This window comes from Porphyromonas sp. KLE 1280, assembly GCF_000700805.1.
In the GTDB taxonomy this organism is placed as follows: Bacteria; Bacteroidota; Bacteroidia; order Bacteroidales; family Porphyromonadaceae; genus Porphyromonas; species Porphyromonas pasteri.
In genome coordinates this window covers 142129-156732 of sequence record NZ_KL362962.1, presented here as the reverse complement: position 1 = coordinate 156732, position 14604 = coordinate 142129, and the positions used below count along the sequence as shown (strand labels likewise).

Below are 14604 nucleotides of genomic sequence, written 5' to 3'. Positions count from 1 at the left end.
ACCTCAATCCATACGCCGACCATATTAGGTGCACGGCTCGGTCTAAGGCTCGTCACAACTCCCCTCGGAGAGATGTGACATCAGCTTTGACCGTCGCCGGCCCCAATATCTTGCTTGCCCTGTACGTCTACTCTACCGAAAGAGCTGAGAGCAAGAGCAGTCATGCATACTACTTAAAGGTCTATGCGAGGTATCACTACCCGTAGACTCATCCAAATACCATGGAGTCCCGACTCCTCATCCCTTCCGCACCCTCATCTTAGCATCCGCTTCACGACGGAGGCTACTCGCTATGCGCTCTGCAATTGCTTATCTACCGATTTTGCGTTACTTTTGCAGCCGAATGCGTACGCCTATGGTGTGCATTATATGGTCGCCCAGATGGTGGAATGGTAGACACGAGGGACTTAAAATCCCTTGACCAATAGGTTGTGTGGGTTCGAGTCCCACTCTGGGTACAACTACTTACAGAAAGCCCCTGCGTAAATCGATGATTTGCGTAGGGGCTATTCTTATCGAGGAAGATGCCATTTATCCCAAAGACACATGCTATCCAATCAGATAGATTCAATAGCTTCCGACAAGTAAATCCAGGCACTTTATTCCTTCCTTGGCCTCCCATCAGTAGGTAGTTTAGTCCGCTCCAGCACCCCGATATATCAATTCCATAAATACCCACATAGATAGAGACTATCAAATTAAGGGCTCATTATCAGGGTTATCGGGCCTCTCGGGTTGCAGTCCACTCACTCGTTTGCTCTATCTTTGTCCGAACCGGATTCATCCGACGAAATTATCATTCTCACCCTCTCATCGACCCTATGCCGACTGAGTCACCAAAACCCAATTTCTTCGTGCGAGCCTTCCGCCTCTATCGCGATGGCTTCCGAGGATTGACCCCGACAAGCAAGAAGCTTTGGCTCATCATTGTGCTGAAGCTCTTCATCATGTTTGCTATCCTGCGCGCCTTCTTCTTCCCTAACCACGTCAAGCAGCAGGCCAAGGAGCAGCATATTGAACGATCTGAGTTCGTCGGTGACGAGCTCCTCAATCGTCGTGCGCCAGGCGATACCGTCGCCCGATGACGCACCTTCTCTTCATGCGAGATAAACATATCAAACTCTAATAACTATTTACAATGGATCTAGAATCTTTAGTCTCATGGTCGCGGGCACAGTTTGCCCTGACGGCCATGTATCACTGGCTCTTCGTCCCGCTGACCCTCGGCCTGGGGGTCATCATGTCACTGGCTGAGACGAAGTACTATCGCAGCGGTGATGAATTCTGGAAGAAGTCCACGAAGTTCTGGCAGAAGCTCTTCGGGATTAACTTCGCTATCGGCGTAGCTACGGGGATCATCCTCGAGTTCCAGTTCGGGACCAACTGGTCGAACTACAGCTGGTTCGTCGGTGACATCTTCGGTGCACCCCTCGCTATCGAAGGGATCCTCGCCTTCTTCATGGAGTCGACGTTCATCGCCGTGATGTTCTTCGGTTGGGGTAAGGTCAGCAAGGGCTTCCACTTAGCCTCCAGCTGGCTCACTATCATCGGGGCTACTATCTCTGCAGTATGGATCCTCATCGCTAACGCTTGGATGCAGAATCCTCAGGGTATGGTCTTCAACCCCGATACGATGCGCAATGAGATGAGTGACTTCTGGGCTGTAGCACTCTCACCCACGGCTATCATCAAGTTCCTCCATACGGTCACCTCGTCTTGGACGCTCGGTACGTTCTTCGCACTCGGTATCTGTGCACTCTATCTCCTGCGTAAACGCAACGTAGAGTTCGCTCGCCGCAACCTCAAGATCATCGCCCCCTTCGGCTTCGTAGCAGCACTGCTGACGGCTACGACCGGGCACAGCTCGGCTGTCGACGTCGCTACCAACCAGCCTATGAAGCTCGCTGCCATGGAGGCTATCTACGACACGGGTAAGTGCACCGGCGAAGGCTGCACAGAGGATGGCAAGGGTATCGGCCTCGGCATAATCGGCCTGCTCAACCCCGATAAGCAGCTCCCCGACGATGGCAAGCCCTCACACATCTTCAACATCGAAGCGCCCAGACTCCTCTCTTATATGGTCGCTGGCACGGGTACGCACTACGTACCTGGCGTGATCAACATCCTCGAAGGTGGCTACCGTCAGCCCGATGGTAAGATCGCCATCTCTACGGAGGAGAAGATGCGTCGTGGTCGTATCGCTATCGATGCCCTCAATGCCTTCCGTGCCGCTCGCAAGGCTGGGGATAGCATCTCCGCTGAGCAGCACCGCACGGTACTGATGGAGAACTTCCCCTACTACGGCTATGGCTACTTCACCAGCAAGTATGAGACGGTCCCCAACATCCCTCTGACCTACTACTCCTTCCGTGTTATGGTCGGACTCGGTGGTGCCTTCCTCCTACTCTTCCTCATCCTGACGTGGTACGCCTACAAGCGTAATGAGAAGCTCGCCTCTACTCGCTGGCTCCTCTGGGCAAGTATCATCCTCACTCCTCTGGCATGGGTAGCAAGTGAAGCTGGCTGGGTAGTGGCCGAAGTAGGTCGTCAGCCCTGGACGATCCAGAACCTCCTACCCGTCCATGCAGCTATCTCAAAGATCGAAGCTTCGTCGGTGATGATCACCTTCGCACTCTTCTTCCTGCTCTTCACGATCATGCTCGTGGCTGAGATCAACATCATGCGCAAGGCTATCAAGCAGGGCCCTGATCAGCACTAAGCCCCACGAAGTCATCTAATCAAGCTAAGCAAACGATTTATTATGGACTACGCATTCTTCCAAGAATACTGGTGGCTCTTAGTCTCCGTCCTCGGTGCTCTCCTCGTCTTCCTGCTCTTCGTGCAGGGGGGCCAGTCGCTCTTCTTCAGCATTGGCAAGGAGCAGCTCGACCGTAAGCTCCTCGTGAACTCTATCGGCCGTAAGTGGGAATTCACCTTCACTACGCTGGTCGTCTTCGGCGGTGGCTTCTTCGCCTCCTTCCCCCTCTTCTACTCGACCAGCTTCGGCGGTGCCTACTGGGTGTGGATGCTCATCCTCTTCTGCTTCATCATCCAGGCAGTCTCCTACGAGTATCAGAATAAGAATGGTAATGTGCTCGGTAGCCGCACCTACCAGACGTTCCTCTTCATCAATGGCCTCCTCGCTCCGATCCTCCTCGGTGCCGCTGTATCGACCTTCTTCACGGGCTCAACCTTCATGGTGAACCGCGATGCTATCGCTAACCTCTCCGGTGCCAGCCAGGTCATCTCCGAGTGGCTCCCCTACAAGGGTATCCAGCTCCACGGCCTCGAAGCAGTGCTCAACATCTGGAATGTCGTCTTCGGCCTTGCCGTCTTCTTCCTCGCACGTACCACGGCGCTCCTCTTCTTCATCAACAACATCGATGATGAGACGATCTACAAGCGCTCACGTGGCGCACTCGCTTGGAACGCCGCTATCTTCCTCATCCTCTTCCTCGCCTACCTCTTCTTCCTTCTCACGAAGCAGGGCTTCGCTTACGATCCCGCTAACCCCGAGGTCACCTATCTCGTGGACTACAAGTACTGGAAGAACCTCATCGAGATGCCCGCAGTCTTTGCGATCTTCTTCATCGGGGTGGTGCTCGTGCTGGCAGGTATCCTGCTGACGCTCCTCAAGGAAGGCTTCCGCAAGGGGATCTGGTTCGAAGGTATCGGTGTCGTCCTCACGGCACTCGCCCTCTTCCTCATCGCTGGGTGGAACAATACCTCCTACTACCCTGCCTACAGCGCAGATATGCCCGAGCTGATCAACCACTCACTGAATATCCGCAATAGCTCATCGAGCTCCTTCACTCTGAAGGCGATGAGTTTCGTATCGCTACTCATTCCCTTCGTCTTAGCGTACATCGTCTACGCTTGGCGCGCGCTCGACCTACATAAGATCACGCGCAAGGAGATGCTCGACCCAGATGGACACAACTATTAGTCCGCTACTCGGATAGCTACCCGCACAAAGCGATCGCCCCAAGGAGTAAGCCACTGGCTCATCTCCTTGGGGCGATCGCTATTTATAGCGGGCTGCTTATGGGAAAGGTCTAGAAAGAGTCCATTGGTATATGGATACGTGTGTAGAGCTATATAGGATGGCGAAGAAAGCTATATAGCTTTGCTTGGATTCCTATATAGCTTTCGGTGCGAAGCTATATAGCTTTGTGAAGTGGCCTCTATTAGATTGTTGCGCCGCGTAGGGATAAAAGTTGCGGACGAGTGGCAGATAAGTTTGGGCTACGTACGTGGCTCTAATATCTACGTACGTGGATATTTGGATTGACGTACCTGGTCATTAAGACTACGTGCGTAGACAAAGGAAAACCACTACGGAAAGGCAGTTTTTCCTTCACGAGAAGGACACTTTTCCCTCCGCTGGATAAGAAGAATACGTGCGATAAGGTGAAGGGCTTGTGTAGCACGTTGGAGAGGCATATCGAGGAGCTGGGCGTGCGATACCTTAGCACTCTAAATAGAGGGCAGGACTCGCGGCAACAGCCTCACGAAAGGGCGCTGGGGATAGCAGGCGCTAGGACTCCCTCACCCAAGGTCTTCAAGGCGACCTCGACTAAGAGGCGATCATAGAGACCTAAGCTAAGGAAGGACGACAGCGTAGTGGCTCCACCCTCGATGAGAAGCGAGAGAATGCCCTCTTCATATAGGCGCTGGAGGAGCTGCTGTGGCTCGATACGCTCTCCGCTAAGAGACAGATAGCACACACCTTCGCGAGGCTGAGGCACACCCGCCCCCTCGAGGTAAATCACCCACGTTGGGGCAAGACCATCCGTGAAGAGGCGAAGCTTCGGAGGCAAAGCGAGCTGCGGATCTAAGACCACACGGATGGGCGACGAGCCGTACCAGAGGCGATTTGTCAGCTGCGGGTCATCAAGTAGAGCCGTCCGGTAGCCGACGAGTATAGCATCGTGGTGCATACGCTCGCGATGGATATCCCGCTGGCACAGGGGCGTACTAAAGAGGACGGGAGCCTCCGTGCTATTCTCCCGAGATCGATCAATGAAGCCATCGAGGCTTTGCGCCCACTTCAGCGTCACCAGCGGACGGTGCTGGGTATGCGCTGTGATGAAGGCGGCATTGAGGCGAAGCGCTTCGTCAGCGAGGACTCCAACAGAGACTTCTACCCCCGCCTGACGAAGACGCTCCAGCCCGCTCCCCGCCACACGAGGGAAGGGGTCAGGGATGGCGACGACGACGCGCGGTATGCGCTCTTGTAGGATGAGATCTGCACAGGGAGGTGTCTTCCCGTAGTGTGAGCAGGGCTCCAGCGTCACGTAGATCGTTGACTCGGGGAGCAAGTCGCGCTCCCTCACCGAGCGGATAGCCATCACCTCGGCATGGGGCTGTCCACTACGGTGGTGGTAGCCCTCACCGATGATACGCCCCGAGTGCACGATGACGGCACCGACGACGGGATTGGGGGAAGTATGGCCCGTACCGAGGGCTGCCAGATCAAGTGCACGGCGCATATAGCGCTCATCATCTGTCATCTGTATTCGTTATATTTGCTTATATGGATACGATACGATCATTCGAGCAGGAGGCTCTGGAGTGTCTCACGGCACTCTACGAGCCCTCGGAAGCGCGGGAGATAGCCCGCCAACTCCTCGAGGAGGTACGAGGCTGTACCCGCACGCAGCTACTGCTCTTGAGCAAAGATACGCTTTTATCACCCGCAGAGTGCGCCCGTCTGGAGCGCATGCTGCACGACCTCTCCGCTGGTACTCCCTTACAATATGTATTAGGCTATGCTTACTTCGCGGGGCATCGCCTCACGGTCGCCCCTGGGGTACTCATCCCACGCCCTGAGACGGAGGAGCTGATCGAGCTGATCTTACAGCACCCTGAGAGTCGAGCTTCGAAGCGCTTACTCGACGTCGGTACGGGGAGTGGCTGTATCGCCTATGCCCTCACTGCCGCCCTTCCCGAGGTGAGCCAAAGCGTAGCGCTCGAAGTATCCAGCGAAGCCGCACCTATCGCCGAAGTCAACTTCGAAGCCCTGCGTAAAGCCACGGGACGCGAAGTCTATCTGTGGAAGCACGATCTCTTTGCGCTCCTTGAGGAACATACTCCCCCGACGCCTCCGCTGGATCTCATCGTAAGTAATCCGCCCTACATCCACCCCGAGGAAGCCGAAGAGATGACGCCTCAAGTCCTACTTCATGAGCCGCACTTAGCTCTCTTCGCTCCCGAAGCCTCCCCCATCGCCTACTATATTGCCTTGGCAGAGCTTGTAGCTCAAGGCTATCTCCGCTCGGGAGGGAATCTGTGGGTCGAGCTGAATCCCCTCTACGCTACGGCGACAGAGGAAGCGATGCTCGAGCGTATCGGGAGGCGACACACCAAGACCAAGCTCATCCACGACTTGAGTGGGAAGGTTCGCTTCCTTCACCTCACCTATTGCCCCGCCGAATGATCCAGAAGAAGAAAAAGGAGCTTACTCCCGAAGAAGCCTTCGCACGCCTCGCCTCCTACTGCGCCTACGCTGAGCATTCTGCCCAAGAGGTACGCAAGAAGTGTCGGGGCTGGGATCTCTCCGACGAGGTATGCGATGCCCTCATCGAGCGCTTGGAGCAAGAGGGCTACCTGAACGAGGAGCGCTTTGCCCGAGCCTTCGTGCGAGATAAGTACCGCTTCAACGGCTGGGGGCCGCTTCGCCTGCAGGCTGAGCTCCGTCGTCATCGCATCCCCTCGAGCCTCATCGACGCCGCTATCGAGGAGCTAGAGGAGGAAGAGATGCAGGGCGAAGACCAACTCACCGCCCTCATGGAGCGCAAGTACCGCTCCCTCCCCGCTGGGCTTGAGCCACGCAAGGTCTATGACCGTCTCACACGCTTCGCCCTCTATCGTGGCTATCCCTATGAGGATGTGCGCGAAGCGATCAGCGAACTCCTCTCCGACCTCCCCGATGATCTGGGCGACGACTAAGCGCATCGGTGCTTTCCTTACCGACCTCATCTTCCCCCGCACCTGCGCCATCTGTCGGGTGCGTCTCGCCGAGCGGGAGCACTGCGTCTGCATGGAGTGCGCCACGAAGCTCCCTCGCCATGCCCCCGCCTTCGTGCATGCCGACGAGCGCCTTCTTGGCTCACCCCTGACCCGAAGCCTCTCAGCCCCCTTCATCTACCAGCACGCCAATCCTACCTACGACCTCATCATCGCCCTCAAGTACCGAGGCTATGGTGAGGTCGCGGACTTTGTCGTGCGCACCGCCCTCACCGAAGGGAAACTTGTCCCCCAGCCTGGCGACATCGACCTCATCCTCCCCGTACCGATCGAAGGCACGCGCCTCGAAGCCCGTGGCTACAATCAGGCCGCCCTCCTCGGCGAAGCCCTCGCACGGCACTACGCCGTCCCCTGCTCAGAAGGCTACCTCCTACGACATCGGGGCAGTCACTCACAGACGGCGCTGGACCGTGACGCACGCCGTGAGAATGCTCAAGCGGCCTTCTATCTCACCGACAAGACAGAGCGTCTTCAGGAGCTACGGGGCAAGCGCATCCTCCTCGTCGATGACCTCGTGACAACGGGCTCCACGCTCCTTGCCCTCACCGATCTCTTGGAGCAGTGTGGCGTCAGCGAAGTCCACATCTTCGTCGCCGCCGTCGCCATCCGCTAAAAACGAACCAGTACTGCTCACCGACGCGACCAGTACTGGTCCGACTTCGAAGTAGTACTGGTCACATAGGGCAACCAGTACTGGTCGCGTCGGTGAGCAGTACTGGTTCATTTTCTATCCCGCGCGCGCCCCTTATGTCCCTTCATAGATAAGCACTTCCCACAGCACTAAAAAGACAGCCCCCAGACGGTATAAAAGTCCCGCGCCCACCTCAGCATGCTGAGGTGGGCGCGGGACTTCTTTTCGCTTAAGCTTGCGGAGTAAGCGGTGGGGCTATTCGGTGATGGTCTTCGTCAGATAGAGGTAGACGGGATAGTGGTCACTATAGCCCCCCTGGAAGCGACCCGAGGAGAAGGTTCGGAAGGGATAGCCCTTGAAGTGCCCCGTCTTCTGTGTGAGGAAGTCGGCATTGAAGATATAGCCGTAGTTCCCCGTAGCCTTGTCCTGCTGGAGGTGCAGGCGATCAGCGGGCCCACCAATGAGGTTGGGCGTGACGACGAGGTTGTCAAAGAGATTCCACACGTCACGGTAAGCGAGCGTACCACGGCCCGAAGAGTAAAGGGCAGCCATAGGGTTGAAGAGGTCGGTAGGCGCCAGACCTTCTGCCGAAGTCTTAGAGCGCAGGCCGTTGACGACGCTGGGAGAGGTGGGGTCGTCGTTGAAGTCCCCCATGAGGATCACCTTATTATTAGGGTCCGCCGCGAGGAGAGAGTCCGTGACCGAGCGCATGACTTCGGCTGCGTACAGACGACGCTTGAGCGAGACCTGTTCGCCACCGACGCGCGAAGGCCAGTGAGCGACGAGGAACGATACGGGTTCGCCGAGCAAGAGGCCATTGACCTCGAGGACGTCACGCGTCTTGATATGCTCCTCCCCCTTGAGGATGACGGGGTGTGGGTATGCAGCGGTGAACTGATAGTAGCTGGGGCGATAGAAGAGCGCGCAGTCGATACCGCGCTTGTCGGGAGAGTCGAAGTGCACGATCTCGTAGCCAGAGTTCGCCAGCTCGGGTTCCTTCAGAAGGTCTTCGAGTACGCCTCTATTCTCTATCTCACAGACCCCGAGGATATCGGGTCCTCGCTTCGAGCCGATCTGGCTGATAGCGTAGGCCATGTTGTGAAGCTTCTGCTTGTACTTGTCGGGCGTCCACTGGTTCTTCCCATCAGGCAGGAAGTCGGCATCGTTGTTCTCCCCGTCGATGGTGTCGAAGAGGTTCTCCAGATTGTAGAAGGCTACCGTGAGGCGCACCTGCTTCTGGGCTTGGAGGGAGCAAAGAGCGAGGAGAAGGGCGAGGGTGAGAGCGGAGATTTTCCTTAGCATAAGCTTGTCATTTAAGAGGCTATCCGAGATAGATTATGTAATTTAGTCGTGCAAATGTAACAAATCTTGCGCGCTACTTCGTATCTCAGCTTCGAAGATAGGGAGGAAGCTCCAGCACGGATAAACGGCTTACACCTCAATTATGACAGGAGCTTCGACGACGGAGCGGGAGGTCTGTACGATCCGCGGAGTGCATGCAAGCGTCATCGATATAATGCGACCGCATGAATAAACTTATTACCGTACTCGCCTGCACCTTGACATTCGCCAGTGTAGGCCTCGGACAGACTACGGGCGGGCCTCTGGTCATCGACAGCCAGAGCGGCAAGCCCATCGCTAAGGTCCACGTCAGCATCTACGGCCCCGTGGCGAAGAAGATGCTCCTCGGGCAAGACGCCCGAAGTGTCCTGGCGCTCCTCCCCAAGGGACGATATACACTGACCTTCTCCGCCGAAGGCTACGAGACCAAGCAGATCGAGCTGGTCAAGCAGGAGAACGAAGCTTCGGGCCTCAAGCAACTCAAGCTCGTCGCACTCCGTGAAGGCGGGAATGGTCGCTACGATGACCTCATCGTCAGCGAAGAGGACGGCAACGAAGCCGCCGGCATGCAAGACCGCGTCACCCTACTCACCTCCTCACGCGACCCCTTCCTCAGCGCTTCGGGCTACGTCTTCAGCACGGCTCGCTTCCGCAACCGTGGCTACGACTCCCAGTACAATGAGCAAATGCTCAACGGCATCGGGATGAACGACCTCAACAGTGGCTACTCGGCTTGGTCGCTCTGGGGCGGTCTCAACGACGTCACCCGTCAGCAGCAAACCTCACAGTCCTTCGAGCCCATCGTCTCGGGCTTTGGCGCCGTCGGCGTGACTAACAACGTGACGACACGCCCCTCAATGTTTGGCGCGCAGCATCGCCTCACCTACTCGAATAGCAACCGCACCTATAGCAACCGCTTCGCCTATACCTATACCTCGGGAGAGCGCAAGGATGGCTGGAGCTTCGCTGCCAGCGTCGCCCGCCGTATCGGCAATGGGCAGTACTCCTATGTCCGTGGGCAGTACTACGATGCCTGGAGCTACTTCCTCGGCATAGAGAAGAAGCTCGACGAGATGAATAGCCTCAGCCTCATCGCCCTCGGTGCTCCTACGCGCCGTGGTGTAGCCAGCGCTACCACACAGGAGGTATATGACCTCGTCGGCTCGAACTTCTACAACCCCAACATCGGGCGTCAGGGTGGCAAGTGGCGCAATGCTCGTGAGCGTCGCAACCACGAGCCTATCGTCCAGCTCTCGCACTACTTCAGTAACCAGGGAAAGACGCTCAATATCAACACCACCTTCAGCTACCGCTTCGGGAAGAATGCCTATTCATCGCTGAACTGGTACAACGCTCCCGACCCACGTGCGGACTACTACCGCTACCTCCCCTCCTACTTCACGCGCATGGCTGACCCCAACAGTCAGGATGGCGATGCTGCAGCGATCTATGAGGAGCTGTGGAAGTCAGATCCCAACGTCCGCTATATCAATTGGGACCGCCTCTATGAGGTGAACCGCGGGAACCTCACTACGGTGAAGGATGCCTTTGGCCGCACCCTCGCTACGGGGCGTAAGGCACTCTACATGATCGAAGACCGCCACACTGACCAGCGTGAATTCGCTTGGGCGACCTCTGCCAACTGGCTCCCCAAGAGCTGGCTTGAGATCACGGGTGGGGCGAACTTCCGCCACAACCGCACGGCGAACTATGCCGAGGTAGGTGACCTCCTCGGTGCGGACTTCGTCTATGACATCGATAAGTTCGCTGAGCGTGACTTCGGTGGCGACGCGACGAAGAGTCAGGTAGACCTCCTGTACCCCGACCGCATCGTCCAGAAGGGCGACCGCTTCAGCTACGACTACACAGCACAGAGCTACCGCTATCAGATGTGGGCCAATGCGACCTACCACCTCACGCGCCTCGATGCCTATACGGGTATCTCCTATACCCACACGGGTATGCAGCGTGAAGGGCATCAGAAGCGCGGGCTCTTCCCCGACAACTCCTATGGGCTGTCGGACCGTGTGAAGTTCAACGACCTCGGGGTGAAGGCTGGTGCTACCTACAAGCTCAATGGGCACCACTACCTGCAGTCGAATGTAGCATACCTCGAGCAGGCACCCACCTTCCAGAATCTCTTCATCTCACCTCGTACACGCGATAGCTATATCGAGGACCCCAAGAGCGAGAAGATCTTCTCGGCAGAAGCCTCCTACCTCGTACGCCTTCCCTGGCTGCGCGGACGTGTGACGGCCTTCTACACCCACATCGCAGACCACACGCGCTCGATGAGCTTCTACGATGATAGCCGAGCTTCGTTCTCGAACTACATCATCACCGGCATCGCTACCCGCCACCTCGGGGCAGAAGCTGGCTTCGAAGTGAAGATCAGCCCCACGCTGACGGCTAACGCTGCACTTGCCCTCGGCCAGTATCAGTATGCCAACAACCCCAGCTACATCCAGAGCATCGACAACTCCAACGAGATCGTCGACCGCGACCGCATCTACTGGAAGGGGCTGAACGTGAGTGGTACGCCTCAGACGGCTGCGACCCTCGGGCTGACGTACTACTCTCCTTGGTATGCGAACTTCGGGATCAACGCGAACTACTTCGGGCGCAACTTCGTCTCGATGTCGCCTGTCATCCGCACCGACCGCGGGCGCACCTCGCTTGGCTACAACTATATTCTCCCCGAGCAGCTGCGTGATGGCTTCACGGTAGACCTCTTCGCGAGCTACTCCTGGCGCATCACCTATGGCACGTACCTGCGCTTCAACCTCTCGGTAAGCAACGTGCTGAACAACCGCAGTCTGCCCAATGGTGGCTACGAACAGCTCCGTATCCGCACGATCCGTGCTACTGACGGGACGCAGCAGCTCTATCGCCCCTTCGATACGAAGCTCTCCTATGTCTACGGGACGACGTTCTTCTTCAATACCACCCTCCAGTTCTAACCCCCTACACGCATAGATCCTATGAATCGTCATGCTATATATGCACTCACCCTCTCGATGCTCATCGGGATAGGGGCTACGAGCTGCACGAAGTACAACGAAGTCGATCCTCCCCGTACCGACCAGAAGAGTACGGACGAGCTCCCTCTGCCCACACACACCATCAGCCAGCTCAAGGCACTCTACAAGCGTGGTGGTACGCTCATCGACAAGCCCATCGTCATCTCTGCAGTCATCGCCTCGGACGATAGCGAAGGGAACCTCTACAAGTCCTGCTACATCGAGGATGAGACGGGCGGTATGGAGCTTAAGTTCGCCCTCGGCAACCTCAGCTCTGTCTACCCTCAGGGTACGCGTGTACGCCTCCTCTGCCAGGGTCTACAGCTCGGCGACTACGCTGGACAGATCAACCTCGGATATGCCTCCAAGGATGAGAAGTATGAGACAGCCTTCTACCCAGAGCTCCTCGTGCACCGCGTCCTCCTCAAGGAAGGTCACACCGATATCAAGCCCCACGAGCTCACCATCGCGACGCTGAATAAGAAGTACGCAGGTACGCTCGTCAGCCTCAAGGATGTACAGTTCCTCGCCTCCGAGCTGGGTCAGACCTATGCAGATCCGCAGGGCAAGGACAAGAACCGCAATGTGAACCGCACGCTCGTAGACCGCTCTGGCGCACAGCTCATCGTCCGAACGAGTAGCTATGCGAAGTTCGCAGGTCGCACCGTCCCCACGGGCTCAGGTACGATCACGGCTATCCTCACCTACTTCCGTGACACCCCTCAGCTCCTCATCCTGCGCGAGCAAGATGTCCAGCTCACGGGCGCACGCTTCTAAATCCCCCCTACAGCACTCACCATCTCAACAAATACGATTGACTGATGACAACAAGTAAGATCACGCGCTGGACGCTCCTCTTAGCCTCCTGTGCTACCCTGTCCCTCGCCTCGTGTAAGGACAACGATGACGCCTATGAGCGCCCATCGATCTCGGTCACCCAGCTGACGAAGGACAGCAACGGCAATACCCTCATCGGCAAGGACGAGAGCACCGCCACGCTGCACATCCGTACCAACCGCTCTTGGACGGCTACCACCGCCCTCGACTGGCTGAGCATCAGCCCCGAGTCTGGGGACGCTGGCGAACGTGACGTCACGATCAAGGTTCTCAAGAATGCCTCGGGTGCTACCCGTCAAGGCCAATTCGCCTTCAAGGCTGGCAACGAGACCCTCTACTATACTATCACGCAGGCTGGCGACGGCTCTGCAGTCATCACCCCAGGTAAGGATCAGCCTACTCCTAACCTACCCTCGAATCCCACTATAGTAGACGGCGCCGCACTCGCCGCCTTCATCGAGAAGTACGACAAGGGTCAGAGCGTGACGGTAGACGAAGAGACGACTTTCAAGGCCGTCCTCCTCTCCGACATCACGGCGAACAATATAACCAGCCTCAAGAACATCGTCGTGCAGGCTGGCGAAGTCGGCATCACGCTTCGTCTGAATGCCAACGCCTCTAAGGACTGGCGTCCCGGTGCCGTCTTCACCATCAAGACCAAGGGCACGAAGGTCGGCCGCTACCAGGATGGCTCACTGCAGATCGACTATACGGGTCTGAATGATGCTGCCTCTATGGTGACTCCCACGGGCGAAGTAGCGACGATCACTCCTAAGGCCGTCACCTTCGCTGAGATCTACGCTGGCAAGTACGACAACATCCTCGTAGCTGTCGATGGCGCACAGTTCAAGACTCCGGGCAAGGAACTCAACCCCAACAAGCCTGCTCAGGGTAAGACGTCTGCAGGGAGCTACTTCAATGCGCTCACGGACTGCGCTACGCAGGTCACGGCAGGTGTATCCGATCTCTCGGTAGCTATCTCCTACTACTCGACCTTCAAGACGACGATCGCATCCGACAAGAACGGCCGCATCGTCGGTATCATCCAGCGCTCGGTGACGACGAACAAGAACTCTGGTCAGAGCACCAAGCACTACAACCTCTGGCCTCGTACGGCTGATGACCTCGCTGGTCTGACGGCTGAGCGCTGCACGGAGGGCACGGCTCCTACGCCTACCCCTTCGCCCGATCCCACGCCTACTCCTACGCCCACACCTAATCCTCCTGCTACCTCTGGCGATCTGATCATCTCTGCCTACATCGAGGGTTTCAACAACGAGAAGTACATCCAGATCTCCAACCCCACGGATCAGGAGATTGACCTCAGCGCTTACACGCTCCTCGTGAAGAACTTCGGTAAGGACAATAAGGCTACGGAGGGCAAGTTTGCCGAGAGCCGCATCGCTCTGAGGGGTAAGCTCGCTGCAGGTGCTTCACTCGTCCTCCGCCACGAGCAGGCGAAAGTCTATACTGCTGGCACGGTCGCAGACTTCAGCTTCAATGGCAATGACCCCGTGGCTCTGCTGAAGGGCACGGCGACCATCGATCAGATCGGTAATGGTATGGAGACGGCTTGGATCGACAGCAACAAGAAGTTCGCTGGTGCCGACATCGTCCTCCACCGTATCGCATCCGTCAAGGCTCCTTCTGCGACCTTCTCCGCTGACCAGTGGGAGCGCGTCCCCATCACGAAGGAGAATCAGGATGCCACCATCAAGTCTTACCTCGGTAAGCGATAGTCTTTCC

Annotated in this window: 11 protein-coding genes and 1 tRNA gene; 10 read left to right on the top strand and 2 right to left on the bottom strand. The window is 57.0% G+C overall.

The annotated features are described in order from the left end of the window. Positions 1 to 375: 375 nt before the first annotated feature. The 4 genes from HMPREF1121_RS00640 to HMPREF1121_RS00625 all read left to right on the top strand — a co-directional run bounded on the left by HMPREF1121_RS00640 (position 376) and on the right by HMPREF1121_RS00625 (position 3946). Positions 376 to 458, top strand: a tRNA-Leu gene (locus HMPREF1121_RS00640). 363 nt (positions 459 to 821) lie between these two features. Then, positions 822 to 1085: a DUF4492 domain-containing protein gene (locus tag HMPREF1121_RS00635; protein WP_044114227.1), complete on the top strand. Its 264-nt coding sequence runs from the start codon at positions 822 to 824 to the stop codon at positions 1083 to 1085. 53 nt (positions 1086 to 1138) lie between these two features. Beyond that, positions 1139 to 2719: a cytochrome ubiquinol oxidase subunit I gene (locus HMPREF1121_RS00630; protein WP_044114226.1), complete on the top strand. Its 1581-nt coding sequence runs from the start codon at positions 1139 to 1141 to the stop codon at positions 2717 to 2719. Between the two features lie 42 nt (positions 2720 to 2761). Continuing rightward, positions 2762 to 3946, top strand: a complete 1185-nt coding sequence (locus HMPREF1121_RS00625; RefSeq protein ID WP_044114225.1) for a cytochrome d ubiquinol oxidase subunit II — start codon at positions 2762 to 2764, stop codon at positions 3944 to 3946. A gap of 562 nt (positions 3947 to 4508) precedes the next feature. Here the strand turns inward: HMPREF1121_RS00625 and ribD are convergent. After that, on the bottom strand, positions 4509 to 5513 hold the full coding sequence (ribD, locus tag HMPREF1121_RS00620) for a bifunctional diaminohydroxyphosphoribosylaminopyrimidine deaminase/5-amino-6-(5-phosphoribosylamino)uracil reductase RibD (RefSeq protein WP_044114224.1): 1005 nt from the start codon (positions 5511 to 5513) through the stop codon (positions 4509 to 4511). Between the two features lie 23 nt (positions 5514 to 5536). Here ribD and HMPREF1121_RS00615 point away from each other — a divergent pair, with 23 nt between their 5' ends. The 3 genes from HMPREF1121_RS00615 to HMPREF1121_RS00605 are packed head-to-tail and all read left to right on the top strand — an operon-like array spanning position 5537 to position 7642. Then, positions 5537 to 6439 carry a N5-glutamine methyltransferase family protein gene (locus tag HMPREF1121_RS00615; protein ID WP_044114223.1) on the top strand — a complete coding sequence of 301 codons (903 nt, stop codon included), beginning with the start codon at positions 5537 to 5539 and terminating at the stop codon, positions 6437 to 6439. Then, the gene (locus HMPREF1121_RS00610) at positions 6436 to 6951 is read left to right on the top strand and encodes a regulatory protein RecX (RefSeq protein ID WP_044114222.1); all 516 of its coding nucleotides are present in this window, start codon (positions 6436 to 6438) and stop codon (positions 6949 to 6951) included. The genes HMPREF1121_RS00615 and HMPREF1121_RS00610 overlap by 4 nt, the downstream gene beginning before the upstream one ends. Then, entirely contained in the window at positions 6890 to 7642 is a 753-nt protein-coding gene (locus HMPREF1121_RS00605; RefSeq protein WP_232223703.1) for a ComF family protein, read from the top strand. Before HMPREF1121_RS00610 ends, HMPREF1121_RS00605 begins: the two co-directional genes overlap by 62 nt. A gap of 273 nt (positions 7643 to 7915) precedes the next feature. Here the strand turns inward: HMPREF1121_RS00605 and HMPREF1121_RS00600 are convergent, their stop codons facing one another. After that, a complete protein-coding gene (locus HMPREF1121_RS00600; RefSeq protein WP_044114220.1) occupies positions 7916 to 8962 on the bottom strand; it encodes an endonuclease/exonuclease/phosphatase family protein in 1047 nt (348 codons plus the stop codon). 224 nt (positions 8963 to 9186) lie between these two features. On the opposite strand from HMPREF1121_RS00600, the gene HMPREF1121_RS00595 reads away from it, so the two are divergent. From HMPREF1121_RS00595 to HMPREF1121_RS00585, 3 genes are read left to right on the top strand one after another with little or no spacing between them, the layout of a single operon-like run. Then, a complete protein-coding gene (locus HMPREF1121_RS00595) occupies positions 9187 to 11961 on the top strand; it encodes a TonB-dependent receptor (RefSeq protein ID WP_044114219.1) in 2775 nt (924 codons plus the stop codon). A gap of 21 nt (positions 11962 to 11982) precedes the next feature. Continuing rightward, entirely contained in the window at positions 11983 to 12798 is an 816-nt protein-coding gene (locus HMPREF1121_RS00590) for a DUF5689 domain-containing protein (protein ID WP_044114218.1), read from the top strand. A gap of 44 nt (positions 12799 to 12842) precedes the next feature. Continuing rightward, positions 12843 to 14597: a DUF5689 domain-containing protein gene (locus HMPREF1121_RS00585; RefSeq protein WP_044114217.1), complete on the top strand. Its 1755-nt coding sequence runs from the start codon at positions 12843 to 12845 to the stop codon at positions 14595 to 14597. Positions 14598 to 14604 lie beyond the last annotated feature (7 nt).

What these genes read in the sequence shown, in the direction of transcription:
- HMPREF1121_RS00635 (WP_044114227.1), top strand. Translation starts at nt 822, where the DNA reads ATGCCGACTGAGTCACCAAAACCCAATTTCTTCGTGCGAGCCTTCCGC.
- HMPREF1121_RS00630 (WP_044114226.1), top strand. Translation starts at nt 1,139, where the DNA reads ATGGATCTAGAATCTTTAGTCTCATGGTCGCGGGCACAGTTTGCCCTG.
- HMPREF1121_RS00625 (WP_044114225.1), top strand. Translation starts at nt 2,762, where the DNA reads ATGGACTACGCATTCTTCCAAGAATACTGGTGGCTCTTAGTCTCCGTC.
- ribD (WP_044114224.1), bottom strand. Translation starts at nt 5,513, where the DNA reads ATGACAGATGATGAGCGCTATATGCGCCGTGCACTTGATCTGGCAGCC.
- HMPREF1121_RS00615 (WP_044114223.1), top strand. Translation starts at nt 5,537, where the DNA reads ATGGATACGATACGATCATTCGAGCAGGAGGCTCTGGAGTGTCTCACG.
- HMPREF1121_RS00610 (WP_044114222.1), top strand. Translation starts at nt 6,436, where the DNA reads ATGATCCAGAAGAAGAAAAAGGAGCTTACTCCCGAAGAAGCCTTCGCA.
- HMPREF1121_RS00605 (WP_232223703.1), top strand. Translation starts at nt 6,890, where the DNA reads ATGTGCGCGAAGCGATCAGCGAACTCCTCTCCGACCTCCCCGATGATC.
- HMPREF1121_RS00600 (WP_044114220.1), bottom strand. Translation starts at nt 8,962, where the DNA reads ATGCTAAGGAAAATCTCCGCTCTCACCCTCGCCCTTCTCCTCGCTCTT.
- HMPREF1121_RS00595 (WP_044114219.1), top strand. Translation starts at nt 9,187, where the DNA reads ATGAATAAACTTATTACCGTACTCGCCTGCACCTTGACATTCGCCAGT.
- HMPREF1121_RS00590 (WP_044114218.1), top strand. Translation starts at nt 11,983, where the DNA reads ATGAATCGTCATGCTATATATGCACTCACCCTCTCGATGCTCATCGGG.
- HMPREF1121_RS00585 (WP_044114217.1), top strand. Translation starts at nt 12,843, where the DNA reads ATGACAACAAGTAAGATCACGCGCTGGACGCTCCTCTTAGCCTCCTGT.